This is a genomic window from Bacillus cereus group sp. BceL062, assembly GCF_051780025.1.
Lineage (GTDB): Bacteria > Bacillota > Bacilli > Bacillales > Bacillaceae_G > Bacillus_A > Bacillus_A toyonensis.
On sequence record NZ_JBPWGY010000001.1, the window covers coordinates 710,938 to 735,919 of the forward strand.

Consider the following 24,982-nt stretch of genomic DNA (forward strand, 5'->3'; position numbering starts at 1 on the left):
TGTGTGGAAATTGTACATTACTTTTAATATAGAAAGCGTAAAAGTATTAAAAATGTTGTAAGGAGGAGATTATGACGAGGTGAAAAAGAAAGAGAAAAAGAGTGGTAGAGCAATACCGATGCGCTTAAATATTTTATTCTTTTGTGTATTTTTATTATTTTCTGCCATGATTATACAGTTAGGTAAAGTGCAAATTGTCGATGGAGAGACATATAAAAATGAAGTAGAGAAGAGAGAGAATGCAACTGTGAGTCTTTCCGTCCCGCGTGGGAAAATATTTGATCGAGAAGGGAATCCAGTTGTTGATAATAAGTCTTTACGCACGATTACGTATACAAAGATGAAAGGTGTAAAATCAGAAGATATACTAAAAACTGCAAGACAACTTGAGGAAATAATTGAAATGCCGCAAGAAGATATAGACAAGTTAACTGAGACGGATAAGAAAGATTTTTGGATGCAATTAAATCCAAAACTCGCACAAAATTTAATATCAAAAAAAGAAATAGACAAGTTTAGGGAAAAAGATATTACGGGTAAAGACCTAGATAAGAAAATAGAAGATTTAAGAAGAAAGCGTGTTACAGATAAAAATCTTCAAGAGTTAACAGCTCAAGATATAAAAGTGTTAGCTATTAAAAGTAAAATGACTGCAGGTTACCAAATGGCTCCTCAAATTATTAAAAAAGATGTGAGTGAAAAGGAATATGCAAAAGTTAGTGAAAATTTAGGAAATCTTTCAGGGGTAGACGCATCGGTTGATTGGGAAAGACACTATGTAAATGATGGCTTATTTCGTTCAGTCCTTGGAAACGTTTCGAATGCTGATGAAGGATTGCCACGTGAACGATTAGATTATTATTTAGTGCGTGATTATAGCCGAAATGACAGGATAGGGAAAAGTTACATTGAGCAGCAATACGAGGATGTGCTTCACGGCTCGAAAAAAGAAGTGAGAAGTATAGCTGATAAGCAAGGAAATACAATGAGAATGGAAACAGTTTCTGAGGGGAAAAGTGGGAAAAATTTAACGTTAACAATTGATATGGAATTACAGAAAAAAGTTGAAGAGAGCATAGAAAAAATATTAAAGGCATATAAAGGTTCAGAATCAATGTTAGACCGTGCTTTCGTTGTAATGATGAATCCGAAAAACGGCCAAGTATTATCAATGGCTGGGAAAAAGCTTATAGAAAAAGACGGGAAAACAGAAGTAGAAGATTATGCTTTAGGTACGATGACAAGTTCATATGAGCTTGGATCAACTGTTAAAGGTGCAACAGTATTAACAGGATTTGAAACAAAAGCTATAACACCAGGTACATATTTTTATGATGCACCAATGAAGTTTAAAGGAACTAAGGAAAAAAAGTCTTGGAAAGAGTTCGGAAATATTGATGATCTAAGGGCGTTACAAGTTTCTTCAAACGTTTATATGTTTAATACAGCATTGAAAATTGCAGGAGTAGATTATGTGAAAAATAGTTCGTTAAATATTAAACAGGAATATTTTGATAAAATGAGGTATTATTTCAGGCAATTTGGATTAGGTGTTCCAACTGGTATTGATTTACCGAACGAAACAGCTGGACAAATTGGTAAAAAAGATAATCAACCTGGTTTCTTACTAGACTACTCGATTGGACAGTATGATACGTATACACCACTTCAGCTTGTACAGTATATTTCGACTATCGCAAACGGCGGTTATCGAATGAAACCACAAATTGTTCAAGAGATTAGAGAACAAACCGCTCAAAAGGATGAAATCGGTAAAGTGATGCATGCAATAGAACCTGTTGTTTTAAATAGAATTGATATGAAAGAAGAATATATCAATCAAGTAAAAGAAGGGTTTAGAAGAGTATTCCAAGAAGGGGATGGAACGGGAGTAAGGGCGTTCCAAAAAGCACCGTATAAACCAGCTGGCAAAACAGGAACTGCACAGACTGTATACGGTGGAGAAAGTGATATTGGGAGAAATGAGAAAGGCGATCGTATAGAATGTTATAATTTAACATTAGCAGGATACGCACCATATGATGATCCAGAAGTAGCATTTTCCGTTGTAGTACCATGGGTTAAAAATGATAAGTCTGGTATTAACTCTGATATTGGAAAAGAAGTTTTAGATGCTTATTTTGATTTGAAAAATATGCGATTAACTGGCGAAGCATTAAAAATAGATGACTCTAAAGAGAATTAAAATATACGAAACGTCTCTAGCATTTATATGAACTAGAGACGTTTTTATATACGAATAGATTAGAAATGAGGTATATATGAAGCAATTGATTCTAAAAGATTGGAGAAAAATATGTAGCTATATTTTAATTATAATAGGAATTATTAGTATTAATAAGTCATTTTTATTTTGTATGGTAGAAGGAATTTCAATGCAACCTACTTTGAATGAAAATAATCGCATACTAGTTAATAAGGCTAGTATCTATTTTTTTTCTTTTCATCATGGTGATATTGTAATAATAAAAAAAGAAGACGAGCCTACATACTACGTGAAACGAATTATTGGACTACCAGGGGATAACGTACAAGTAAGAAACGATGAGGTATATATTAACGGCAAAAAGCGAGATGAGTTGTATATACAGTTAGATATGTCACAAGTATCAAATCGTTTTTCAAACTTTAGAGAAATGAAAGTTCCCTCGCATAAATTATTTGTACTAGGGGATAATCGTAATCATAGTATGGATAGTAGGAATACACTTGGACTGATCGATGAGTCACATGTAATAGGTAAAGTAAGAATGGTATATTATCCATTTGATCAAATAAAATGGTTAAAATAATTCTATTAATTATTCACGTTTTATAAAATAATTCATATATTGATAGCATAGGACAAGCAGAAAAGCTTATCCTAACCTCACAGAACACTCCTTATCACAGTTAGGCATCTACTTATGTAGATGCCTTTTCCAATGACTAAAATTTATTTATCAACCTAAAGTAGCAAGCGTATTGGGACTATTAGGGGAAGATTTCTTGTAATAATAACAGTACGATTAATAAGAACATTGAATTGTAAGGAGTGAGAAATACGTGTTGAATATTTTAATAGTTAATTTTCCTGCAGAGGGACATGTAAATCCTACATTAAGTTTAGTAAAGGCCTTTACTGAAAGAGGAGATAACGTACACTATATTACAACGGAAAACTTTAAGGAAAGGCTTGAAGTTTTGGGAGCTATTGTACATACTCATCCGGATTTATTAAAGGAAATTTCTATTGATAATGAAACTTCATATGGATTAAAATCTTTCTTTCATGTACATGTTCAAACTTCTTTATATATATTAGAAATTACGAAAGAATTATGTAAAAGCATAAATTTTGATTTCGTAGTTTATGATATATTTGGTGCCGGAGAGTTAGTAAAGGAATATTTACAAGTTCCAGGCATAGTTTCCTCTCCTATATTTTTAATTCCACCAGAAGTATTGGAAACCTTGCCTTTTCATCCAAATGCAGAAAAAAAATTCCAACTCGATGAACTCTCTGAAAAGTTACTGTATCAAATGGAACATGAATTTGGAGTAAAGCCCAAAAATCATCTTCAATTTATGCAAAATAAGGGAGACATTAGTCTCGTGTATACAAGTCGTTATTTTCAACCTAATAGCGATTCGTTCGGAGAAAAGAATGTTTTTATTGGGCCGAGTATGATAAAGCGCAAAACAAATATAAAGTTTCCACTTGAATTGCTTTCAAAAAAGAAAGTTATTTATATTTCAATGGGAACACTTCTTGAAGGGCTCGAACCATTCTTTAATACTTGTATTGATGCTTTTTCAAATTTCGAAGGGATTGTAGTAATGGCGATCGGTGATAGAAATGATATTTCAAAAATTAAGCAAGCGCCAGACAATTTTATTATATCCCCTTACGTACCTCAATCAGAAATATTAAGTGAAGCAAATGTTTTTATTACACATGGTGGAATGAATAGTGTACACGATGCAATTCATTATAATGTCCCATTTGTGATAATACCGCATGATAAAGATCAACCAATGATAGCGCAAAGATTAACTGAACTTGAGGCAGCACATAGATTATTGAAAGAGCATGTTAATGTGCAAACTTTAAAAGAGGCGGTAACAGACGTTCTTTCAAATGAAAAGTATAAACATGGCATTCGAAAACTGAATGAAAGTTTTTTAGAGTGTGGTGGTTCCAAAAGAGCCATTGCAGTTATTGATGCTCTTTTAAATAAATAGTTCGGACAATATACAAGCATAGAGGCTCTACCTCTATGCTTGTATATTATTATCCAGCAAATTGTACAGCAGTATTTGCATGTAAAAAAGCAGTATCAAAAACAGGAACAGTAAGGTCATTTTGGGAAATAAGTAATGGTATTTCAGTACAGCCTAGTAATATACCTTCCGCACCGTTTTGAATTAATGAATTGGTAATTTGTATTAGTTTCTCTCTTGAAGTTTCTGAAATAATGCCTCTACTTAATTCGTTTAATATGACGTGATGGATAAAAGTTCTTTCTTCGTCATTTGGGATAATTGTCTCAATGTTATATTTTGCTAGTCGTGATGTATAAAAATCTTGTTCCATCGTTTGTTTCGTTCCTAATAGTCCGATACGTTTTATATTCTGTTCTACCATTTCTTTAGCACTTACATCACCGATATGAAGAAGTGGAATTGATATTGCTTGTTCTACTTCCTCAGCAAATAAATGGACTGTATTTGAACACATTAATAAACATTCCGCCCCGGACTTTTCAACCTTTTTAGCAACTGTGACTAATTCGTTTTTTACTTCTTCATATTGATGGTTTTGTAATAAAGTAGTTACTTCTCCAAAATCCATACTATATAAAACGAGCTTCGCATTTTGATCGTATTGAGAGAGTGTTAGCGTATTAATATGTTTATAGTATAGTGATGTAGATTCCCAGCTTAACCCACCAATTAAACCAATTACTTTCATCATACATTTCCCCCTGTAACAATTTTGAACCCATTATTTCATAATTCCGATAAGAATACAATGATTTAAATACACTATTTAATAAAAAATAAAAATAATTAGAAAAGTGTTGAAATTTATCTTTCTTAGTGCCATAATACGAATTACAAATTAATACTTATCCAGAGAGGTGGAGGGAACGGCCCTAAGAAACCTCAGCAACCCCTATGTGCATTCATAGGAAGGTGCTAATTCCGCAGAGGACACGATGTGTTTTTTGAAAGATAAGAGGATTCTTGCACGTGAAAGAAAATGACCTCTTATGTAAGAGGTCATTTTTTGTTGTATAGAAAGGGAGTGTCGATGCATAATTCATTATTAAAATAAATATAGAGTAATGAAAGCTGACTAATTTGAGAGGAGAATTGAAATGAACAAATTATCAACAAAGTTAGTAGTAGCAATCGGAATCGGAGCAGCTTTATATGGGATATTAGGACTTTGGGGATTTACTATTGCACCAAATACATTTATTAAACCTGGATTAGCTATATTAACCATTTTTGGAGCGTTATTTGGTCCAGTAGCAGGACTGTTAATAGGACTTATCGGTCATACCGTAACAGATACGATCTCTGGCGGGGGGATTTGGTGGGGCTGGGTTCTGAGCTCAGGAATTATTGGTTTTGCGATGGGGCTCATTCAAAAAAGAGGTGGGTTTAATGTGAAAAATGGGTCGTTTAGTAAGGGAGATATTTCTTATTTAGCAATTACTGGTTTAGTAGGTATTGTCATTGCTATTATATTTGCTGGGGTATTCGATATTATCGTGATGGGAGAACCGTTTGACAAAATTGTTATACAAGTATTAGGGGCAACCATTGCTGATGTTATTGTTTTCTTAGTTCTTGGATTACCGATTACAATTGGCCTAGCAAAATCGAATAAAAAACATACACATTTAAAAATTGAAAAGTAGGGATGTTAACATGCAACCAATTATTTCGTTTGAAGAATTCAGCTTTCAATATGAGCATGCAGCGCAGCCTACTTTGAAAGATATTACATTTCATATCAACCCTGGTGAAAAAGTACTAATTGCTGGACGAAGCGGTTCTGGGAAGTCGACATTAGCTCATTGTATTAATGGGCTAATCCCATTTTCGTATGAAGGGATTAGTACTGGTAACGTATTAATTGCTGGTAAAGACCCGAGGAAAGGCAGTATTTTTGAACAGAGTAAGCATGTAGGAACAATATTACAAGATCAAGATGCTCAGTTTATTGGCCTTACAGTAGAAGAAGATGTCGCTTTTTATTTAGAAAATGAATGTGTAAATCAAGATGATATGAAAAAGAGTGTTGCAGACTCATTAACAAAGGTAAAGATGTATACTTTTCGTAAACAAAGTCCGCATGAATTATCAGGAGGACAAAAACAAACGGTTTCTCTTGCAGGTCTCTTAACAACAAATGCGGATATATTATTGTTCGATGAACCTTTAGCAAACTTAGATCCGCTAAGCGCCATACATACGATAGAACTTATGAAAGATATACATGCACAAACTAATAAAACAATTGTAATTATTGAACATCGAATAGAAGAAATATTAAAATTGGATTTAGATAAAATGATTTTAATTGATGAAGGTAAAGTCATTACGGTAGGGACTCCGGAAGAAATATTAGCATCAAATATATTGCCTCGTATTGGCTTAAGGGAGCCGATTTATATTGAAGCATTAAAGAGATTACATTTTGATAGTAATAATGCCGTAATATATCCACTGGAAAAGATTCAAAAGGAAAAAATTAGTGGCGTTTTAAAAGAATGGATGGAGAAGCAAGTTTTTTTTAAAAATGCTACTAAAAATAAAGAATTATTAAGAGTAGAGAATTTATCATTTTCCTATCCTAATAGACAAAGAGTATTGAAAAATATAAATTTTTCGATAAGTAAAGGAGAACTTATCGCTCTTTTAGGACACAATGGAGCTGGAAAATCAACATTAGCTCACAGTCTTATTGGTATAAATAAAACAAGTAATGCAGGGATTTTATTAGATGGAGAAAATATTAGTTCTTGGTCTATTCGTAAGCGTGGGGAGATGATCTCTTATGTGATGCAAAATCCAAATCATATGATTACACAACCTACTGTTTTAGAAGAGGTTTCATTCACATTAAAATTAAAAAAGTTTTCTAAGGAAGAAGTTAACTATAGAGTTGAAGAATCATTAAAAATCTGTGGTTTATATCCATTTCGTAATTGGCCAATTCAGGCATTAAGCTATGGGCAGAAAAAGAGATTAACTATCGCATCTGTATTAACAACAAATCCTAAACTTATCATATTAGATGAACCGACGGCTGGACAAGATTATTATCATTATAAACAGTTTATGTCATTTATTAGAAACCTGGCTAAAAAGGGAATATCCTTTATTTTCATAACACACGATATGAATCTAGCATTAGAATATGCAGACCGAGCGGTAGTTCTACATGAGGGAGAAATCATTGCGGATAATACTGCAACTACTGTATTAGGACATAAAGAAACGTTACAAAGAGCCAATCTAAGAGAGAGTTCTTTATTCGAGCTTGTTACATTTAGTGAAATTTCATGTCCAGAAAAGTTTATGGAACTTTATTGCGATGTTAGTAGGAGGGAGGAAAATGCATAATACGTATTTTCGTCGTATGGATGGGGCTGTGAAATTAGTTTTGTTTATATTTTGTATGACGCTTACTTTTATGTTTTTTGATTTTCGCATATTACTAATTTTATTTATGTTTGGATGTATCGGACTTTTACTTGCTAAAATTCCACTTCGTAAAATTATACTTATTTTTACTGTTATATTTACATTTAGTTTATTAAACACTGTTATGATTTTATTAATTACACCGACTCATGGATCTGAATTAACTGGATCGTATACTTCGTTTTTACATATTGGTTATGCAACAATTACATATGAAACATTATTTTATGCAGTTACACTTTCATTAAAATATTTTACGTTGTTACCATTTACACTTATCTTTATTTACACGACAGATCCAAGTGAATTTGTAAGTGGCTTAAGTAAACTTGGTATTCATTATAAGATTACATATGCAATAAATATTGCACTACGTTATATACCTGATATTCAGTCCGAATATCAAATTATTAAACATGCGCAAGAAGCGAGAGGAGTAGCTTTTGAAAAAGGAGAAGCGAGCTTATGGATTCGTATGAAAAACCGTATTTTAATTTTCTGGCCGCTAATCATTCATTCTTTAGAAAGAATCGATACCGTTTCAAATGCAATGGATTTAAGAGGGTTTGGAAAGAAGGATAAACGTACGTGGTTCTATACAAGTAAAGCGGAAAGTGGTGATTTCATTGCTTTATTTACAGGTGTTTTTATTTTAATGGTTGCAGTATATTTAAAATTAAATGTATTTCAAAACTTTTGGTATCCATTTTAAAGCACTCGTAATCGAGTGCTTTTACTTATTTTTAAGTAGACATGCTCAAAAAAGGGATATATACATAATGTATAATACGAACCAGTTAAAATGATCAACTACCTATTAGTTTTCAAACCAAAAGGAGGAAAAAATATGAGTTACGGTGGTTCTTGTGGTTTTGGTGGAGGTTTCGCTTTATTAGTTGTGTTATTCATTTTATTAATAATTGTAGGATGCAGCTGTTGGGGCGGAGGATACTAATTTTTAATTAGTCTTCACAAATGTAAACTTAAAAAACATAGAAGATACTTATGTATCGAGACAAAGAAAAAAGGAGCTATTATGCTCCTTTTTTCTTTGTTATATATTTTTATCTTTTGGGAATGTAATCGTTAAAGCCGTTCCTTTACTAACGGTACTTTGGATTTTTAAATTACCATGCATCGTTTCAATAATTTTAACAGCAACCATCGTACCTAAACCAGTACCTTTTGATTTTGTACTAAAATAAGGTTCGCCAAACCTGTTAATTTGCTCTTGTGACATTCCAATTCCGCTATCTTCAATTCGTATTATAACTTTATTATTGCTTATGGTGGAGGATATATTTAAGGTACCACCATTAGGCATTGCTTCAATACTATTTTTTATTAAGTTTAAAAAACATTGTTGAAAGTGCTGTTTATTACCAACAATGTTTGCCTTTGAGAAATCTTTTGTAATATGTATCGTATTCATATTACATAATGGCAATATCATATTAATAGCTCGATTTAACTCTTGGTCTATTGAAATATGATCTAGTTTTTCTGGTGCTGGTTTAGCAAACGTTAAATAGTCATCAATAATCTCTTGCGCACGATTTAATTCTTCAAGTATATGTTCAATGTATTCGTCCCTTGATTCAGGAGATAAATTTGGTGTTTTTAAAAGTTGTGTAAATCCCTTTACGACAGTTAAGGGATTTCTTACTTCGTGCGATATACTAGCAGCAAGTTGACTAACGATCTCCATCTTTTCCATTTTAATTAATTTTGAGCGCATAAATACTGCATCTTTTAAAACTTCATTAAAATAAACAATAAATAACATTAAAGTAGTCGGTAATAATATGAAATAAATAATATATAAATTATTTACTTCAAATTCTGATAATGTTAGTACAATCACAGTTGTAAATATTGCTAGGAAAAAAGTTAAAAACATAGCAAAAGCTACTTTAACCTTTCTATTGTATGTATTAAATTTTGTAGATGCGAATGCTGTTATGATGAACATTGTGCCATAAACAATAACTGTTAACATGTTAAATCCATAAAATAAAACTCTTGTAATTAATAAAATAGTAAACAATATAATGCCGACAGGGAATCCACCATAAAGTGTACCTATTATTACTGGGATTTGTCTTAAATCATGAATACAACTTTCATCCATATAGATAGGGTATCGCATACATAAAATAAGTGGGATACTCGTACAAAGAATAATAAGCAGTTTTTTATATTTCTTCAAATAGCGCCCGTTATCATATATAAAATAAAAAATAAATATACTACTTAAAATGTAAAGAAGATTATTTAATACATTTTGATTAATATAAACAAAGTCCATAATATTAGCCTCGTCATTCTGAATTTCCATTTCATATGTATTATACATGATAAAAGTATAAACTCTATATTTGTTTTAAAAATATAAGCTTATATCATTTTAGCACTAGATACTTTTAACCATGCTTCATAAAATTCTTTTACTGATGTATACCGTTCTGCACGGTTTTCATTCACAGCACGAGAGGCAACCTCATATAATTCTTTACTTGCATCCCATTTTATAAAGGAACGATCTTTTTCACCACCTAAAAGTGCGAAAGCTACCGCGCCCATATTAAATACATTTGTTTTTTCATCAATTATAGCGTTTAACTCAAATTCTTCAGGAGACATAAAACGAGAGGAACCCCATAGTCTTCCCATTTTATTTATGTATGGTTTTTTAGAGTATAAATCAATATCACAAATCTTCGTCTCATTTGTACTAAAATTATATAAAATACTACCGTCATAAAAATCTATAGCTACATAGTTTTTCTGTTCTACATGAGCATGGAAAGAAAATATAGCATTCAATGAATAAATTCGTTCCACAACAGTTAAATGTCTAAATTTATAAAATGGAGAGTTTGGATTTTTATATTTCTCAGGAGGTGGGAAACTCCAATGCGGGTGAAGCGATTCCCCATCAAACCAATCAAATATTAAAACATATCCATTTTGTACTGGAAAGTGTTCAATTAAAGTTATTAGTGATTCGTGTTTTAATTCATCGTAAAGGGAAACTGATTTTATTAATGTTTCAATAGCGACCTCAGGAGTTCCATTATATGCAATTGTTTGTGCCCCTGCATATTTAATAAATTTCTTATGACCATCCTTTTCTACACCAAAACATATATTACCCGAACCTTGTTGGTCAAAAACGGCAAATACAGTTCCTAATTTCAAAAGCCAATCAAAATTATGATGTTCTTTTAATTGTAATGTTACTTGATTCAACTGAATTTCAACTGGAATATCTTTCATAATGTACCTCGCATTTATTATAATAAAGTTGTATGTTTTAATATTCGACATATTTTGTGAAAATCCTATATTAATAACATGAAATTTTATAAATATAATGATAAAAGCTTTTTAGGAGGCAAATAAAATGGATCAAAAAATTATTATAAAATCCTATCAAAAAGACTGGCATGAAGAATACTTAAAGGAAAGATACAAATTTAATTCTTTATTAGGGGAAGAAATCGTTGCTATTGAACATATAGGAAGCACTGCCGTAGAAGGGTTAGGCGCTAAACCTCTTATTGATATGATGATTGGCGTAATGGATTTACAAATTACCGAAAAGTGGACTCATATCCTTTCGGAAATTGGATATGAGTATGTCCCAAAAGAAACACCAAGTTGGCGGTTTTTCAGAAAGGGGAAATGGAGAGCGGGTACTCATCATTTGCATGTTTATATTTATAATAGCGAGGAATGGAGAAATAATCTTTTGTTTCGAGACTTTCTAAAAAAACATGAATGGGCACGTAAAGAATATAGAGAACTAAAAGAGGGGCTTGCAGCTACATATCCTTTTGATCGTGTGTCGTATACAAATGCAAAAGCGCCATTTATTCGAAATATAATAGAATTGGCTAGAATTAATTATAGTTAAATTTACAGCTTTTTATCTAAAAAGTTTTGAAAATAGTACTGATAAATCCTTCTTTTGCTTTTTAAAAGTAAGGATGTTCTGTTTTGTCATAAAAATATACTTTCTTTCTATTTATTGGAGACAGATTGTTTTATTTATTTCAATGTTTCTAGTACATTAAAAATATTAAGGGGGAATGAAACAATGAAAGCAATTATACATCAATATAAAAAAGGATTAGAGGGGTTAGAATATAAAATTTTATCTGAATTAACTCCTAATGCTGGTGAAGTAAAAGTAAAGTTAAAAGCTGCAGGGTTAAATCATAGAGACTTATTTATAATAAATAATAGAAAAGAAATGGATATACCATTAGTAATAGGATCAGATGGATCGGGCATTGTTACAGAAATCGGAGAAGGGGTTTCAAATATTTCACTACATACCGAGGTTATTATTAATCCTAGTATTGGATGGGATAGTATTGCTAATGTGCCAGAGTTACCTGAAGTGTTAGGTGGACCGAAAGATGGAACGTTTGCTGAATATGTAATTGTACCAGCTGAGAATGTAGTGGAAAAGCCGTCATATCTTACTTGGGAAGAATCCGGTGTTCTATCATTATCGGCATTAACTGCATATAGAGCACTTTTTACAAAGGGGAGATTGAAGTGCGGTGAACATGTTTTAATTCCAGGAATAAGCGGTGGTGTGGCAACCTTTTCCATGTTATTTGCGAAAGCAATTGGCGCAAAAGTAAGTGTTACTTCAAGGTCAGAGAACAAAAGAGTGATTGCTGAAAAATATGGTGCAGACTGTTCTTTTAATAGTTCTGGAAATTGGGAAGAGAGCTTGCAAGGAGAAAAAGTAGATTTAATTATAGATAGTATTGGTCCTGCGACGTTCTTAAAATATTTTGATGTATTAAAACCAAATGGAAGAATTGTTAATTTTGGTGCAAGCTCAGGAGATAAAATTGAATTGCCATTACGTGCATTATTTTATAATCAAATCGATATTATGGGAACATCTATGGGAAGCCGTGAGGAATTTAATGAAATGATTCAGTTTATAAAAAAACATAAAATTAAACCAATTATGGATAAAAGTTTTTCGTTAGAAGAAGCAGTTCAGGCATTAAATCGTGTGGAACAAGGTGAACAATTTGGTAATATCGCTCTACGTATGGAATAAAAATATGATTTAACAACTAATATTTTTATATCAATATGGTATGTATTTTATGTATGTATAGATTTTTAATTTTGTTATTTAGAAAGGTTTTTTAACATTATATATTTTTAACGCATGTAAATAGTTACATAATTGTAAAATGAAAAGTAGTAAAAACAAATAAAGTGAAAATCCAAATGTGACTAAATGTTGTATACTGTGTAAATCAAGTAAACTCGTATCTTTATTTTAAGTACGATGAGAAAAATTAAGGAGAGAGTAACGTGAATTACACAGTATTTCAATGGATAAACAATTTAGCCGGTACATCTACACTATTAGATAAGGTAATGATTGTTATTACAAATAGCGCTGCATATGTGGCGATTCTATTTATGTTTATCTTATGGTTTCATAATGGAAAAAAAGAGAAAGCGATAAGAAAACAATACACAGTGTTATATACGACACTTTCTGTAATGATTGCATTATTAGTAAATGTTTTCATTCATGCGGTATATTACCATCCGCGTCCGTTTATATCACATGATGTGCATCAATTAGTACCACATGCAGAAAATTCATCATTCGTTAGCGATCATTCTGTACTTGTATTTTCGATTGCGTTCGTCTTTATGCTTAGAGGAGAAAAACTTAAATATATAGCGCTTATTTGGGCGGTATTAGTTGGCATATCACGTTTATATGTAGGTGTTCATTTCCCGTTAGATGTAATTGGTGCCGCTGTAATAACAATTATAACAAGCAGCTTGTTGTTGCAGAATAAACAAATATTTGAACCAATCGCAAAAATCGTTTTCAAAATGTATGCGTTGGTAGCAAAACGAATTCCTTTTTTAGCAAAATATAACCATATAGCTTAGGGTTAAAATCTACTATTTATAAGTTTGGTTTAAAAAAGTTCCCACCTTGGGTATCAATAGGGGGAACTTTTTTTATTGAATAAAAGAATGGTATTGGAAATGAAATGTAGAAAAAACTGATGATTGTCAACAAGTAGTTAGAGTAAATAATGTAGGAAATATGAGTACAGTAAGGGGTGTAATAATAACATTATTATCGGTAATCTCAAATTTTTTTATTTAGGAGAGCTTTACATTATATATAATAACAGCCAGGTTACGAAAAATAGTTAAAAAGATACGGTATCGATAATATAAGGATTACACCTACAACAGTCACGGCTATAATTTTAATTACTTCGCTCTTTACTTCCTTCTCCAAAACAACACCTCCCGACGCGTTTAAAAATCTATTGTAATAATACTATCATTAGACAACCTTATTTTTCCAATTAGAATATTCATGTTAAACACTTGAAGAAATTACTTATCTATATAGCAAATAAAGGTTTTTAGTCTCTCTTTACACGATAAAGGAAAGCTAACTTTAAAAAAAGTATTTTTATTTGAATATTCATTAATTTCACATACCGTACTATAAATGAATAAAATTAAACCCAAAATAATAATAGTTGGTTTTGTTTTAAAGGGATTAAACAGAAAACTTCGAAACATATAGTATCGAAAATAAAACAAAAACTACATATTTTAAAGCGCATCTTCGCAGGAATCAATTACAAATGAAAGGAGATAAATATGCATAAACTTCAAACGAATAAAGGTGCTCGTTATATGATGGTTGCTTTTATTGTTTTGTTTCTTACTATGCTTTTGCGTATATTCTATATACAAGCAGTAGGAGTCGTGCATAATGTGGATGTAAAAGATCTCGCGAATGAACAACATAATAAAAATGGAGTATTAGAAGCAAACCGTGGCACAATTTATGACCAAACTGGAAAGGTACTAGTACAAGATTCCGCAACGTATCGAGTTGTTGTGAATTTAAAAGGAAAAGATAAAGTGAAAAATAGTGATGAAACGGCACAACAATTAGCTGATGTACTTGAAATTGATAAAGAGGAAGTAATAAAAAATTTTCATGAAGGACGCACACAAGTTGAAATTGGAAAAATTGGTCGGAACTTATCTAGAGAAACGAAGGAGAAAATTAGGAAATTAAAAATACCGGGTGTATCTTTTATGCCTGAAAAAGCAAGAGTGTATCCAAATGAAGATTTTGCATCCTATATACTTGGTTTTGCTAGACCAGATGATAAAGGAAATACGGAAGGGAAATTTGGACTTGAAAAAAGTTTGGATAAATATTTGCGCTCTACGAACGGAAATATAGAATATGTAGGAACACGAAAAGGTATCCCACTTACAAATGACATAGGTAAAGTAGAACCTGCTAAACATGGAAATAACGTATATCTTACGCTTGATAAGCAAATTAATAGTTTTTTAGAAGAAGCGATGAACAAAGCACAACAACACTATGATCCTTCTATGTTAATAGGAATTATTGCAAATCCAAAAACTGGTAAGGTTTTAGCGATGTCTAGTAAGCCTAGTTATAATCCTAATAAAGGCGATATCGAATACTTTTTAAATGATCCAATTGCAAACGCATATGAACCAGGTTCAACAATGAAAGTGTTTACGTTAGCTGCTGCTATTAATGAAGGTGTATATAACGGGAAAGAATATTTTCAATCAGGAAAATATTCGGTTGGTTCAACAGATATAAAGGATCATAATGGTGGATTTGGATGGGGCTCAATTACATTTGATGAAGGCTTTGAAAGATCGTCAAATGTAGCTTTTTCTATTTTAGAAGATCAGTTATTAAAACCCAATAAATTTAAGCAATATATGAATAAATTTGGTTTCAATCAAAAAACAGGAATAGATTTACCCGGAGAAAGTAAAAATACATTATTATTAAACACACAAATCCAACAAGTTACAACTTCTTTCGGGCAAGGTTCCACTGTCACTCCTATTCAATTAATACAAGCCGCTACGGCAATAGCAAATGACGGGAAAATGATGCAACCATATATCGTTGATAAAGTTGTAAATCCAACAAACAAACAAGTTATTATGGAAAATCAACCGAAAGAAATTGGGAATCCGATAAAAAAAGAGACAGCGGACAAGGTAAGAAGCTTAATGGAGCGCGTTATTACGTCTTCAAAAGGAACTGGTACAATGTATAAAGTGGATGGTTATCCAATTGGGGGTAAGACAGGAACAGCCCAAATTCCGAACCCTGAAAATGGACGATATATGGAAGGGAAAGAAAATTATATTTTTTCATTTTTAGGAATGGCTCCAATTGATGACCCAGAGTTAATCGTATACTTAGCTATTAAGCAGCCAAAATTAAAGGGAGACGAGTATGGAGCTCAGCCTCTTGCTGAAATATTTAAACCAGTTATAAAAAATAGTTTAGAATATTTAAAGGTGAAACCATATACAGAAAAACAAATTGTCGATGCAACGAAGCAATCTCAATTAAAAGTACAAAGTTATGTGAATCAATCCATGGGGACAGTAGAAAAAAGTGCAGAAAAAGAGAAGCTACAGCCGGTTATTTTAGGAGAAGGAAAAATAATAAAACAATACCCACAGTCTGGTGAGGTAATGAGTGAAGGAGATCGTATATTTCTATTAGGAAATAACGCAAAAATGCCAAATATAAAAGGTTGGTCCATGCGTGATGTTATGTATTTCTCTAAGCTTTTGAAATTAGATTTAAAAACTTCAGGGACGGGTTATGTAACAAATCAAAGTATTGAAAAAGGGAAAGATTTACAAGAAGGTGATACGTTAAAACTAGAATTAGAACCACCGCTACAACCGTTAGTAGAGGCAAATATGAATTAATTTGGACATTGTGAAGGGCCTATATATAAGAGGCTCTTTTTTTAGAGATTCTAGTAATTTCACGCACCGTAATTTTTAGAAAAAATAATAAATAAGACTGTTAACATTGGCATAACTTGAAATATGTAATTGTTTATTATTTACAGTTAAATATATATGTGATAATATGGAAAAAATCAAATGCAGTGAAGAGAAGAGTAAATAAAATGAATTTTTCACAGAGAGCTCCATAAAGCTGAAAAGGAGCAAAAATTCTTTATTGAACCAAGCCTCTGAGCAGTACATCGGAATCTTTTATAAGAGGATGGTGTGACGGGAGCTCCCGTTATAGAGCTACGGTATAAGCATGAAAACAATGCAGTACCTGATAAGTTTAATATGGCGACATATTAATAAACTAGGGTGGCACCGCGATGATAAATCTCGTCCCTAAGACTATAAGTCTTGGGGGTGGGATTTTTTTATTGTTTTAAAACAATATGGAAAGCGGGGACCTAAAGTGAAAAAAATACTTAAAGATTGGAAATATCCTTTATTACTACTGTCCGGAGTTGGTATTGCGAATTTAGGTGCATGGATTTACTTAATAGCACTGAATGTACTTGTCTATAATATGGGTGGCTCAGCCTTAGCTGTTGCTACTTTATATGTAATTAAGCCACTAGCCGCTTTATTTACAAACGCTTGGTCAGGAAGTATGATTGATCGTTTAAATAAGCGAAAATTAATGATACACCTTGATATATATCGTGCAATATGTATTGCTATGTTACCTGTACTTCCATCACTTTGGATTGTTTATGTATTCGTATTCTTTATAAGTATGGCCAGCGCGATTTATGAGCCGACTACTATGACGTATATGACGAAATTAATTCCAGTAGAGCAAAGACAACGTTTCAATTCACTACGTAGCTTAATATCATCCGGTGCATTTTTAATTGGTCCGGCGGTAGCGGGAGTTTTATTAATAGTGAGTACACCAGAGTTTACTATATATATGAATACTATAGCATTTCTCTTATCAGGATTAATTACACTACTTTTACCTAATCTTGATAAAAAAGAAGATTCTCATTCACCTAGTAATACAATATCTATTTCACTATTAAAAAAAGATTGGAACACTGTTATAAATTTTAGTAAAAAACATGTGTATGTCGTATGTGTGTACTTCTTATTCCAAGGAATGATGGTACTAGCTACCGCAACTGATTCACTTGAATTATCATTTGCGAAAGAAATTTTATTGTTAACAGATAGTGAGTATGGCTTTTTAGTAAGTATTGGTGGAGCGGGCTGTATTTTAGGCGCCATAACAAATACAATTTTATCAAAAAGATTAGCACCTTCATTTCTAATTGGGATAGGATCATTATTCATCGCACTCGGATATTTAATCTACGCTTTTTCAAGTGGATTTTTAATAGCTGCTACTGGATTTCTTATTTTATCTTTCTCTATGGCATATGCAAATACAGGGTATTATACATTTTACCAAAATAACGTTCCTGTTCATATGATGGGACGGATTGGGAGTATATATGGGCTCTTTATTGCAGTAGTAACAATTTTTATTACAATATTGTCCGCTGTTGCAACGCAATTCATTTCTATACAACTTGTAGTCATTGTAGGAACATTAGGAATGCTGTTTATAACTATCGTATTGTGTGTATTTACTTTATTACCATCACAATTTAAGTGGGGTTCCGATGAATCAATAAATTCGAAATGAATTTTGTGTTCTTATTAATAATTTATCGTATTCAATTAAAGGGTTCTTTCCCCTTTATATGGAAAAATAAATAAGGGGAAAGAACAATAAGAAAAGACAAGGGTGGTTGTCGTGATAAAAACAAAAGGGGAAATAGACAAAATTGTAAAAGAGATGTATCGGAATATAGATTTCTCTGGGGTAGTTTTAGTGAAAAAAGAAAAAAACTTAATCTATGAAGAGGCGTTTGGTTACGCAAATAGAAGTGAATGTATAAACAATACACTACAAACAAAATTCGGAATTGCTTCAGGATGTAAATTATTCACTGCAATCGGCATCTGTCAACTTGTTGAAAAAGGTGTAATTACTTTTCATACAAAGTTAAAAGATTGTCTACATATTAAATTTCCAAACTTCAATGATGATATTACAATACACCAACTTTTAACGCATAGTTCTGGTATTCCAGATTATTTTGACGAAAGTATAATGGACAACTTTGAGGATCTTTGGAAGCAAACACCTATGTATCTTTTAAAAAGTTTAAAAGACTTTTTACCATTATTTCAAAACAATAATATGATGTTTGCACCAGGAAGTAAGTTTCACTACAACAATGCAGGCTTTATCGTACTTGGATTAATAATAGAAGAGCAAACAGGACTTGAATTTGCGGAATATATAGAGCAAAAAATATTCAATCCAATTGGCATGAATGATTCCGGTTATTTCTCTTTAGATACATTACCAAAGCACACTGCTTTGGGATATATAAAAGATGTAAATAGCCAAAAATGGAGAACAAATGCATATTCTATACCGATAAAAGGTGGTTCTGATGGCGGTGCTTATATTACCGCACCAGACATGCTCAAGTTCTGGGAAGCATTATTTAACTTTGAAATATTAAGCCAAGAATATACTAATTTACTTTTAACTCCTCATATTCAAGTAAATAATAATCAGTTTTACGGCTATGGAATATGGATTGAAGCAAGACAAAATGATATTTTTAAATATCATATAATGGGCTATGATCCAGGTGTTAGTTTTCGCTCGGCCGTTTATCCAGACTTAGGAATTACATTAGTTATTCCTTCGAATAAAGGAGCAGGACCTGAAAAATTAATGAAAGAACTAGAAAAATCTTTTTGAAAAAGTTAAAAGAGTTCATAATTGCATCTGCCTTGAAATGTACTCTTTATATTTCGATAAACGTTTGATTAAAAGTCTTCATTTTTATTATTAAATGAAGATTTTCTGTAATTGAATAACACTGTTTTATAATTGTATATCGATATGCACATGTAATATTAAAGAGGTGGAAAAATTTATATATATTAAACGGTAGTATGTTTATTGTTTTTGGAGTCATCTCCTATTTGATTGTACGAAGTATTTTAATTAGGATGAAAAATAAAAAACATGTAAATTGGTGGAAAGAATTAATTCGTTTTCTATTCGTAGTATACATTTGTATGGTTGTTGCCGTAACTTTATTTCCTTTACCAATTGGTTTTCCTTCTAGTGCTGAAAATCTTAATCGTTCAGTTAATTTTATTCCCTTTGCATCAATTTTTAAGGATATTGGTCAAATAGGAAGTGCTTATGATGGTGATGTCCTATTTATGATCGGTCTAATCGTAAGAAATGTTGGTGGGAACGTTTTATTATTAATACCTTTAGGTTTTTTAGCACCAATTATATGGGATACATATAAAAAGATTAAAAATACTATTTTATTAGGATTTACCATATCAGTTAGTATTGAATTATTACAACTAATTGAGTCTTTATTTAGTGGATCGGCACGTATTACTGATATTGATGATGTGATCTGTAACGTTCTAGGTTCTATTGTTGGATATTTTATTTATAAAATCACTTTAAAGCTAGCTGCTACATTTAACATGCAAGTAGTAGATAAAACTAAGTCTAAAGATATAAAATGTATTGATAAAAGTTAAACGAGTTTATGAATGTAATAATAAAGGTAATAAAGACGTACGAGTAAAAAGTATGTCTTTTTATTTTTATAACTAATGAGTAAGATTGATGGGAAATTACATTTCACATTACACTACTTTAAAGTAGCTATCGTGTTTCAAGTATGGAATGAAAAGAGGCGAATATAATTTTCAAAGGCAAACAAGTATATAGGAGGACTCTAAATGGATATTCTATTTGTTATTCTACTTGTTATTCTTATAATTATATTAATGCAAGGTAAGGAATATAAAGTGAATATTAATCGTATTTGGATCATTCCGGCTTTGCTGTGCCTCGTAACAATCCAGTCCATTTTTCATATGGGACAATTAAATATATTACAAGTACTACTATTTGTTGCAATGCTCGGTATTGGATTGGGTCTTGGGGTTATTAGGGGAAAAGCATTAACATTTCGATTAGATAGTGAAACAGGTCATGTATTACGAAAGGGAAATTGGTTAAGTACAATTATTCTACTTGTTATTTTAGGTGCAAAAGTTATGATTAAGCAGAGTATGTTTTCTGGCAGTACGCATCAAACATTAACGATTGTAACGAATGCCTTTTTATGTATCACATTAGGTACTGTAATTAGTAGAAGATATTATATTTGGAAAAAATATAATGAATTAACACAAAAAGCGTAATTTCATTCTTCCCTTGTTTAACAATGCTATGAACGGTAATACTAAATAACATTGAACATTTACAACAAGGGATGATAATATGATATTCATTTACACAGACTTCGGTGGTACACATACAACTTCACTAGCTGCAGCGTATCATTTAAATAAATTACCAACTGATCGGAAGTTAACGAAAGAAGAAATATTAAATGTAGAGTACTTCAATAAATTAAAAACAGAAGATATGGGGAAAATTATTTTTCATGGAATAGACGAAAATGGCAATCCTGTATATACGATTGGATGCGGCGCATCAAAAGTCGTTGTACCTGCGATGAAGCATTTAGGAGAGATTCTACAAAAACATTATGAAAGCCATGAAAAGATTATTTTTTCTAATACATCACCAACAGTGCCTTTACCAATGACTTTTGGTGGTCTGTTTTCTAGGAGGTTTCATATCGATTTTATCGGCGTACCCTTACTCATATGGGGAGCAAAAATTTGTTGTGATAACATACAAAGGCTTGTCAGTTATACGAAAGAAGCTGGGCGATTGACGAATGATTATGTTGTGATTTTAGATAACGAAACTTTTAAATAATGTATGAGAAAAAGAAAATCGAGCAAATTTCTTGATTTTCTTTTTAATTTGTGAAAAAGACAAGAAATATTCACATTTATCATCTATCTACTATAGCCAAAACAATAAAGTCCTGTTACTATTACAGGGATATTCTCTTTTCATAGCATAAATATATAGAAAAATTAGAAAAGAGGAATTGAATTAAGGGAGGAACAACATGAAGCGTGTTGCTTGGATTACTGATAGTACAACTGCGAGTTTTACAACAGAAGGAGATAACTTTGTTATCCCAATCGAAGTTATTATTGATGGTGTGTCGTACAAAGATTGTGAAGAAGGTGTACGTGAACGTGTTTATAATGCGTTAAACGAAGGTAAGACAGTGACTACATCACAACCGAATATAGGGGAAATGGTAGAGTTATTTACGAAATGCAAAGAAGAGTATGAAGAAGGATTTGCAGTTGCTATTAGCGGAAAAGTAAGTGGAACTTATCAAAACATGAAATTAGCTGCAGAAATGGCAGGGTTCCCATTAACGGTATTAGACAGTGAAACGACAAGTTATCCAATGGATGAACTAATTCGAAAAGCGAAATCGTTATACAATGATGGTATGACTTTACAAGATATACACAAAACATTAGTAGATGAAAAAAGAAGACCTTTTCATGTATTTCCAAAGAGCTTAAAAGGTTTGTATGCAAGTGGACGTGTAAAGGGAGTTCAATTTTTACTTGGAAGTTTATTAAGTGTCAACTTAATATTAGAAGTAAAAGGCGGCGAACTTTTACTTGAAAAGAAAGTTCGTAAAATCCAAAAATGTCGAGAATATATTAAAAATGAGCTTGAAAAAGAATTGCCTAAAGTACTTCATATGTTCCATGCTAATGACAAAGATGGAGCTGAAGAATGGATTTCAGATATAAGACAAGCATTCCCTGAAATGGACTTCAAACTATATCCATTACCGATTTCATTTGCTGTTCATGCAGGTGAGGGAACAATAGCAATTAGTTATTAAAGTAAAACCCGTGAATGATTCACGGGTTTTTTATTTAATTAAAATGAAATGGACCCCTGCCAAATCTCCATCGAGCTTAGAAATCGATAATTCCTCAATACCTCATAGAAAACTGTGGAATGCTCTTTTATGGCTTATCCGATTATTTCTTACAAGATTTAGAGAGGATCGAGTTGAAAATGGGATTATTTTAGTGTAAAATTACACTAAATAAAACATTAGTTACTTTTGGAGGAGAGAAAGTGAATAAAAATCATACAATTGAACTCATTTCAACGAAAATAAAGTTAATACGTACTGAAAAAAGATATACGCAAGATAAAATGGCTGAAATTCTCGGGATATCCAAAAAAACGCTTGTTCAAATTGAGAAAGGGAGAACGAATGCAGGCTGGACCAACACCATTGCTATTTGTGCATTGTTTAGAGATAGTGAAGTTTTACAGAATGCTCTTGGGGATGATCCATTAGTAGTAATCGAAACAGTGGCCCACAGTAGCACTAGCAATTTCAAAGAAAAAACATTGGGAGGAAAAGTCTGGTGGAAACAGATTCAAGAAAAAGGGAACTTTCGTTTACAACAAAATCTGATTAGTCAGCATTATCGTATTTTAGACAAACAGGATTACCGTTGGTTTAATTCATTTGATTTAGAAGAAGCGCTAAATCAAATGAATCAATTAGCAACGGATTCAGACAGTCAAATAACCCCTTAAAATTATAGAGAATGCAGCAAAATTGGAGGGAATTACATATGATCATTTTGAGTTTACTTTGGATCTACTATATGCCTTATCTCGTGTTATGCGGATTTTTTGGTGGATTGTATTTAATTGTTAATGGGATTAAACATCGTAACTTACTCGTAAGTATACTAGGATTACTTAGCCTTTCCTTTGTCGTACTGCCTTTTATTTTTTGGGGAATGGGGATTTCTGAGAATAAACTTCTTGATATTCCTACAGAATTATACTGGATTCTATTTTCTTTTACTGGGCTATTAGCTGGAATCACTGGATTACGGTCAAAAATGAAAGGAATACGTAATATGGGATTTATTATTTTTACTAGTGGAATAGTAGGAGACCTTTTTTATGTTTTAATGTCTGTACCTGATTCCATGTATATCAACTAGTTTTTTAAACTAAGCTCATTTTTATTTACTACTACATGGTGACTTAATCCAAAAAAGATAGCACAACAAAGGTAGAGGAAGAATCGCTGTCTTTCTTTATGAATCAGTACATAAAAAGGAGATGCTATAGTACCTATAGCATCTCCTTTTTCACATGAATCATTTCCCTATTAGCTGGATTGCACATAAACGTTTGATTTCATCCAGTACGTAGTAGGTAGCATATCGATAGCTATCTGTAATTTCTACATCCTCTGACTTTAAATGATAAAGGTAATGTTATCACAGTTGTTCCTGCAAGGGAAAAAGAAAAAATAAATAGTGTAGTAAAAACATTCTAGAATAAAGAAGCTTAGGAATATGGGATATAAAATATGGTAAATACGAGTTGTTAGAAATTTTCAAGAATGAACGGAAGAATACAAAGCATAAGCGAGTTTACAATTTTCATGCCAACACTACAAACTTGACATGCTTATTGAGAAAGAGTGAGAATGAGTAATATAACACTTATCTAATACATTCAGGTGATATTAGTATTGGATTTATTCTTAAGGGGGATGTTTAATGAAACCAGAACTAATTGTTAGAAATTTCTTCAAAGAAGTGCGTTCAGGGAATAATCCAGACTTTTCAAATCGATATATGGCAGATAAAGTATTGGCACATCAAGTTATATCTGAAGAGGAACAAACAGTATACAGATCGCCAAAAGATTATGCTGAGCATGTAAGAGAGATGATTGAAGTATACGGAAATTTCTCTTTAGAAATTCAAGAATTATTAGTACAAGATAGTAAAGTATATGTACGCTGGAAGCAAGTAGGTACACACATAGGAGAAATAGATGGATACGAACCTACAGGCCTCCCTATAACTCAAATAGCGAGTGCGGTATATAGAATAGAAAACGGGAAAATTTCAGAGTATTGGATTCAAATTGATAGATCAGGAATTGAAAAGCAATTAGAGTACAATAAAAATATTCAATAAATTATCTTTAAGAATAATAGAAAAAAGCACAAAAACAAGATTTTAAAAACGATTATTTCTATTACATAAAGGATACAAATCAATGTACTTTTTTACTGAAAGATTCATTCAAATTAATAAAAAAAGAGCATGTTTTAATAAAGTGAAACTTTAATCAGTGGGGGTTTTGTTCATCCCCCACCTAACTTCTTTGCTTCCACTGAATTTTGAGGTTGGGGTCTTACTGCCCGTTAATGCGGGATAAATCTTTTAAAATATGCTCTTTTTTATTGTTTCTACGTGTACTGACATCAGCTTAGTGTAACTTTATTATATGGTAACAACAAACATAGACACCTGTTTATGAACC

Annotated in this window: 23 protein-coding genes, 1 riboswitch and 1 other annotated feature; of the genes, 20 read left to right on the forward strand and 3 right to left on the reverse strand. The window is 31.9% G+C overall.

Annotated elements, in window-relative coordinates; all coding sequences use genetic code 11:
• The first annotated feature begins 79 nt into the window (after window positions 1-79).
• The 3 genes from ACS2MN_RS03515 to ACS2MN_RS03525 all read left to right on the forward strand — a co-directional run bounded on the left by ACS2MN_RS03515 (window position 80) and on the right by ACS2MN_RS03525 (window position 4,245).
• On the forward strand, window positions 80-2,206 hold the full coding sequence (locus ACS2MN_RS03515; protein WP_000726035.1) for a peptidoglycan D,D-transpeptidase FtsI family protein: 2,127 nt from the start codon (window positions 80-82) through the stop codon (window positions 2,204-2,206).
• A gap of 76 nt (window positions 2,207-2,282) precedes the next feature.
• On the forward strand, window positions 2,283-2,813 hold the full coding sequence (gene lepB / locus ACS2MN_RS03520; protein WP_000811458.1) for a signal peptidase I: 531 nt from the start codon (window positions 2,283-2,285) through the stop codon (window positions 2,811-2,813).
• Between the two features lie 253 nt (window positions 2,814-3,066).
• Window positions 3,067-4,245 carry a macrolide family glycosyltransferase gene (locus ACS2MN_RS03525; protein ID WP_000932113.1) on the forward strand — a complete coding sequence of 393 codons (1,179 nt, stop codon included), beginning with the start codon at window positions 3,067-3,069 and terminating at the stop codon, window positions 4,243-4,245.
• A 49-nt stretch (window positions 4,246-4,294) separates the two neighbouring features.
• On the opposite strand, the gene ACS2MN_RS03530 is transcribed toward ACS2MN_RS03525, so the two are convergent.
• Window positions 4,295-4,978, reverse strand: coding sequence for an aspartate/glutamate racemase family protein (locus tag ACS2MN_RS03530; protein WP_000978599.1), 684 nt, complete (start codon window positions 4,976-4,978; stop codon window positions 4,295-4,297).
• Between the two features lie 151 nt (window positions 4,979-5,129).
• A riboswitch (SAM riboswitch) is annotated at window positions 5,130-5,245 on the forward strand.
• A 139-nt stretch (window positions 5,246-5,384) separates the two neighbouring features.
• Between ACS2MN_RS03530 and ACS2MN_RS03535 the strand changes: the two genes are divergently transcribed.
• The 4 genes from ACS2MN_RS03535 to ACS2MN_RS03550 all read left to right on the forward strand — a co-directional run bounded on the left by ACS2MN_RS03535 (window position 5,385) and on the right by ACS2MN_RS03550 (window position 8,680).
• On the forward strand, window positions 5,385-5,933 hold the full coding sequence (locus ACS2MN_RS03535; RefSeq protein WP_001038218.1) for an ECF-type riboflavin transporter substrate-binding protein: 549 nt from the start codon (window positions 5,385-5,387) through the stop codon (window positions 5,931-5,933).
• 10 nt (window positions 5,934-5,943) lie between these two features.
• A complete protein-coding gene (locus ACS2MN_RS03540) occupies window positions 5,944-7,644 on the forward strand; it encodes an ABC transporter ATP-binding protein (protein ID WP_346994841.1) in 1,701 nt (566 codons plus the stop codon).
• On the forward strand, window positions 7,637-8,437 hold the full coding sequence (locus ACS2MN_RS03545) for an energy-coupling factor transporter transmembrane component T family protein (RefSeq protein ID WP_000552027.1): 801 nt from the start codon (window positions 7,637-7,639) through the stop codon (window positions 8,435-8,437). The genes ACS2MN_RS03540 and ACS2MN_RS03545 overlap by 8 nt, the downstream gene beginning before the upstream one ends.
• A 135-nt stretch (window positions 8,438-8,572) precedes the next feature.
• The gene (locus tag ACS2MN_RS03550; RefSeq protein WP_000120182.1) at window positions 8,573-8,680 is read left to right on the forward strand and encodes a YjcZ family sporulation protein; all 108 of its coding nucleotides are present in this window, start codon (window positions 8,573-8,575) and stop codon (window positions 8,678-8,680) included.
• 99 nt (window positions 8,681-8,779) lie between these two features.
• Here ACS2MN_RS03550 and ACS2MN_RS03555 read toward each other — a convergent pair whose 3' ends face one another.
• Together ACS2MN_RS03555 and ACS2MN_RS03560 are read right to left on the reverse strand one after the other, a co-directional pair.
• Entirely contained in the window at window positions 8,780-10,081 is a 1,302-nt protein-coding gene (locus ACS2MN_RS03555) for a sensor histidine kinase (RefSeq protein WP_103592149.1), read from the reverse strand.
• Window positions 10,082-10,122: 41 nt separating this feature from the next.
• Window positions 10,123-11,004 carry a protein kinase domain-containing protein gene (locus tag ACS2MN_RS03560; protein ID WP_346994840.1) on the reverse strand — a complete coding sequence of 294 codons (882 nt, stop codon included), beginning with the start codon at window positions 11,002-11,004 and terminating at the stop codon, window positions 10,123-10,125.
• Window positions 11,005-11,131: 127 nt separating this feature from the next.
• Between ACS2MN_RS03560 and ACS2MN_RS03565 the strand changes: the two genes are divergently transcribed.
• The 13 genes from ACS2MN_RS03565 (at window position 11,132) to ACS2MN_RS03625 (ending at window position 24,633) form a co-directional block, all read left to right on the forward strand.
• The gene (locus ACS2MN_RS03565) at window positions 11,132-11,644 is read left to right on the forward strand and encodes a GrpB family protein (RefSeq protein WP_000372151.1); all 513 of its coding nucleotides are present in this window, start codon (window positions 11,132-11,134) and stop codon (window positions 11,642-11,644) included.
• 183 nt (window positions 11,645-11,827) lie between these two features.
• On the forward strand, window positions 11,828-12,817 hold the full coding sequence (locus tag ACS2MN_RS03570) for a zinc-binding dehydrogenase (protein ID WP_000643935.1): 990 nt from the start codon (window positions 11,828-11,830) through the stop codon (window positions 12,815-12,817).
• A 263-nt stretch (window positions 12,818-13,080) separates the two neighbouring features.
• The gene (locus ACS2MN_RS03575; protein ID WP_001110146.1) at window positions 13,081-13,680 is read left to right on the forward strand and encodes an undecaprenyl-diphosphatase; all 600 of its coding nucleotides are present in this window, start codon (window positions 13,081-13,083) and stop codon (window positions 13,678-13,680) included.
• 735 nt (window positions 13,681-14,415) lie between these two features.
• The gene (locus ACS2MN_RS03580; protein ID WP_087951152.1) at window positions 14,416-16,554 is read left to right on the forward strand and encodes a penicillin-binding protein; all 2,139 of its coding nucleotides are present in this window, start codon (window positions 14,416-14,418) and stop codon (window positions 16,552-16,554) included.
• A 176-nt stretch (window positions 16,555-16,730) separates the two neighbouring features.
• Window positions 16,731-16,988, forward strand: a binding site (T-box leader).
• Between the two features lie 65 nt (window positions 16,989-17,053).
• Entirely contained in the window at window positions 17,054-18,292 is a 1,239-nt protein-coding gene (locus ACS2MN_RS03585) for an MFS transporter (RefSeq protein WP_088056209.1), read from the forward strand.
• 111 nt (window positions 18,293-18,403) lie between these two features.
• A complete protein-coding gene (locus tag ACS2MN_RS03590; protein WP_103592147.1) occupies window positions 18,404-19,429 on the forward strand; it encodes a serine hydrolase domain-containing protein in 1,026 nt (341 codons plus the stop codon).
• 197 nt (window positions 19,430-19,626) lie between these two features.
• Window positions 19,627-20,241, forward strand: coding sequence for a VanZ family protein (locus ACS2MN_RS03595; RefSeq protein WP_429794137.1), 615 nt, complete (start codon window positions 19,627-19,629; stop codon window positions 20,239-20,241).
• Window positions 20,242-20,445: 204 nt separating this feature from the next.
• A complete protein-coding gene (locus tag ACS2MN_RS03600) occupies window positions 20,446-20,913 on the forward strand; it encodes a DUF1453 family protein (protein WP_000353190.1) in 468 nt (155 codons plus the stop codon).
• Between the two features lie 79 nt (window positions 20,914-20,992).
• Entirely contained in the window at window positions 20,993-21,499 is a 507-nt protein-coding gene (locus ACS2MN_RS03605; RefSeq protein ID WP_346994839.1) for a DUF3189 family protein, read from the forward strand.
• A gap of 199 nt (window positions 21,500-21,698) precedes the next feature.
• The gene (locus tag ACS2MN_RS03610; RefSeq protein ID WP_000831954.1) at window positions 21,699-22,505 is read left to right on the forward strand and encodes a DegV family protein; all 807 of its coding nucleotides are present in this window, start codon (window positions 21,699-21,701) and stop codon (window positions 22,503-22,505) included.
• A 242-nt stretch (window positions 22,506-22,747) separates the two neighbouring features.
• Window positions 22,748-23,221, forward strand: a complete 474-nt coding sequence (locus ACS2MN_RS03615) for a helix-turn-helix transcriptional regulator (RefSeq protein ID WP_346994838.1) — start codon at window positions 22,748-22,750, stop codon at window positions 23,219-23,221.
• A gap of 38 nt (window positions 23,222-23,259) precedes the next feature.
• Window positions 23,260-23,640, forward strand: coding sequence for a hypothetical protein (locus ACS2MN_RS03620; RefSeq protein ID WP_000584989.1), 381 nt, complete (start codon window positions 23,260-23,262; stop codon window positions 23,638-23,640).
• 567 nt (window positions 23,641-24,207) lie between these two features.
• Entirely contained in the window at window positions 24,208-24,633 is a 426-nt protein-coding gene (locus tag ACS2MN_RS03625) for an ester cyclase (protein WP_000801761.1), read from the forward strand.
• The last annotated feature ends 349 nt before the right edge of the window (window positions 24,634-24,982 follow it).

What these genes read in the sequence shown, in the direction of transcription:
- lepB (WP_000811458.1), top strand. Translation starts at nt 2,283, where the DNA reads ATGAAGCAATTGATTCTAAAAGATTGGAGAAAAATATGTAGCTATATT.
- ACS2MN_RS03530 (WP_000978599.1), bottom strand. Translation starts at nt 4,978, where the DNA reads ATGATGAAAGTAATTGGTTTAATTGGTGGGTTAAGCTGGGAATCTACA.
- ACS2MN_RS03535 (WP_001038218.1), top strand. Translation starts at nt 5,385, where the DNA reads ATGAACAAATTATCAACAAAGTTAGTAGTAGCAATCGGAATCGGAGCA.
- ACS2MN_RS03540 (WP_346994841.1), top strand. Translation starts at nt 5,944, where the DNA reads ATGCAACCAATTATTTCGTTTGAAGAATTCAGCTTTCAATATGAGCAT.
- ACS2MN_RS03545 (WP_000552027.1), top strand. Translation starts at nt 7,637, where the DNA reads ATGCATAATACGTATTTTCGTCGTATGGATGGGGCTGTGAAATTAGTT.
- ACS2MN_RS03550 (WP_000120182.1), top strand. Translation starts at nt 8,573, where the DNA reads ATGAGTTACGGTGGTTCTTGTGGTTTTGGTGGAGGTTTCGCTTTATTA.
- ACS2MN_RS03555 (WP_103592149.1), bottom strand. Translation starts at nt 10,081, where the DNA reads ATGTATAATACATATGAAATGGAAATTCAGAATGACGAGGCTAATATT.
- ACS2MN_RS03560 (WP_346994840.1), bottom strand. Translation starts at nt 11,004, where the DNA reads ATGAAAGATATTCCAGTTGAAATTCAGTTGAATCAAGTAACATTACAA.
- ACS2MN_RS03565 (WP_000372151.1), top strand. Translation starts at nt 11,132, where the DNA reads ATGGATCAAAAAATTATTATAAAATCCTATCAAAAAGACTGGCATGAA.
- ACS2MN_RS03570 (WP_000643935.1), top strand. Translation starts at nt 11,828, where the DNA reads ATGAAAGCAATTATACATCAATATAAAAAAGGATTAGAGGGGTTAGAA.
- ACS2MN_RS03580 (WP_087951152.1), top strand. Translation starts at nt 14,416, where the DNA reads ATGCATAAACTTCAAACGAATAAAGGTGCTCGTTATATGATGGTTGCT.
- ACS2MN_RS03595 (WP_429794137.1), top strand. Translation starts at nt 19,627, where the DNA reads ATGTTTATTGTTTTTGGAGTCATCTCCTATTTGATTGTACGAAGTATT.
- ACS2MN_RS03600 (WP_000353190.1), top strand. Translation starts at nt 20,446, where the DNA reads ATGGATATTCTATTTGTTATTCTACTTGTTATTCTTATAATTATATTA.
- ACS2MN_RS03605 (WP_346994839.1), top strand. Translation starts at nt 20,993, where the DNA reads ATGATATTCATTTACACAGACTTCGGTGGTACACATACAACTTCACTA.
- ACS2MN_RS03610 (WP_000831954.1), top strand. Translation starts at nt 21,699, where the DNA reads ATGAAGCGTGTTGCTTGGATTACTGATAGTACAACTGCGAGTTTTACA.
- ACS2MN_RS03620 (WP_000584989.1), top strand. Translation starts at nt 23,260, where the DNA reads ATGATCATTTTGAGTTTACTTTGGATCTACTATATGCCTTATCTCGTG.
- ACS2MN_RS03625 (WP_000801761.1), top strand. Translation starts at nt 24,208, where the DNA reads ATGAAACCAGAACTAATTGTTAGAAATTTCTTCAAAGAAGTGCGTTCA.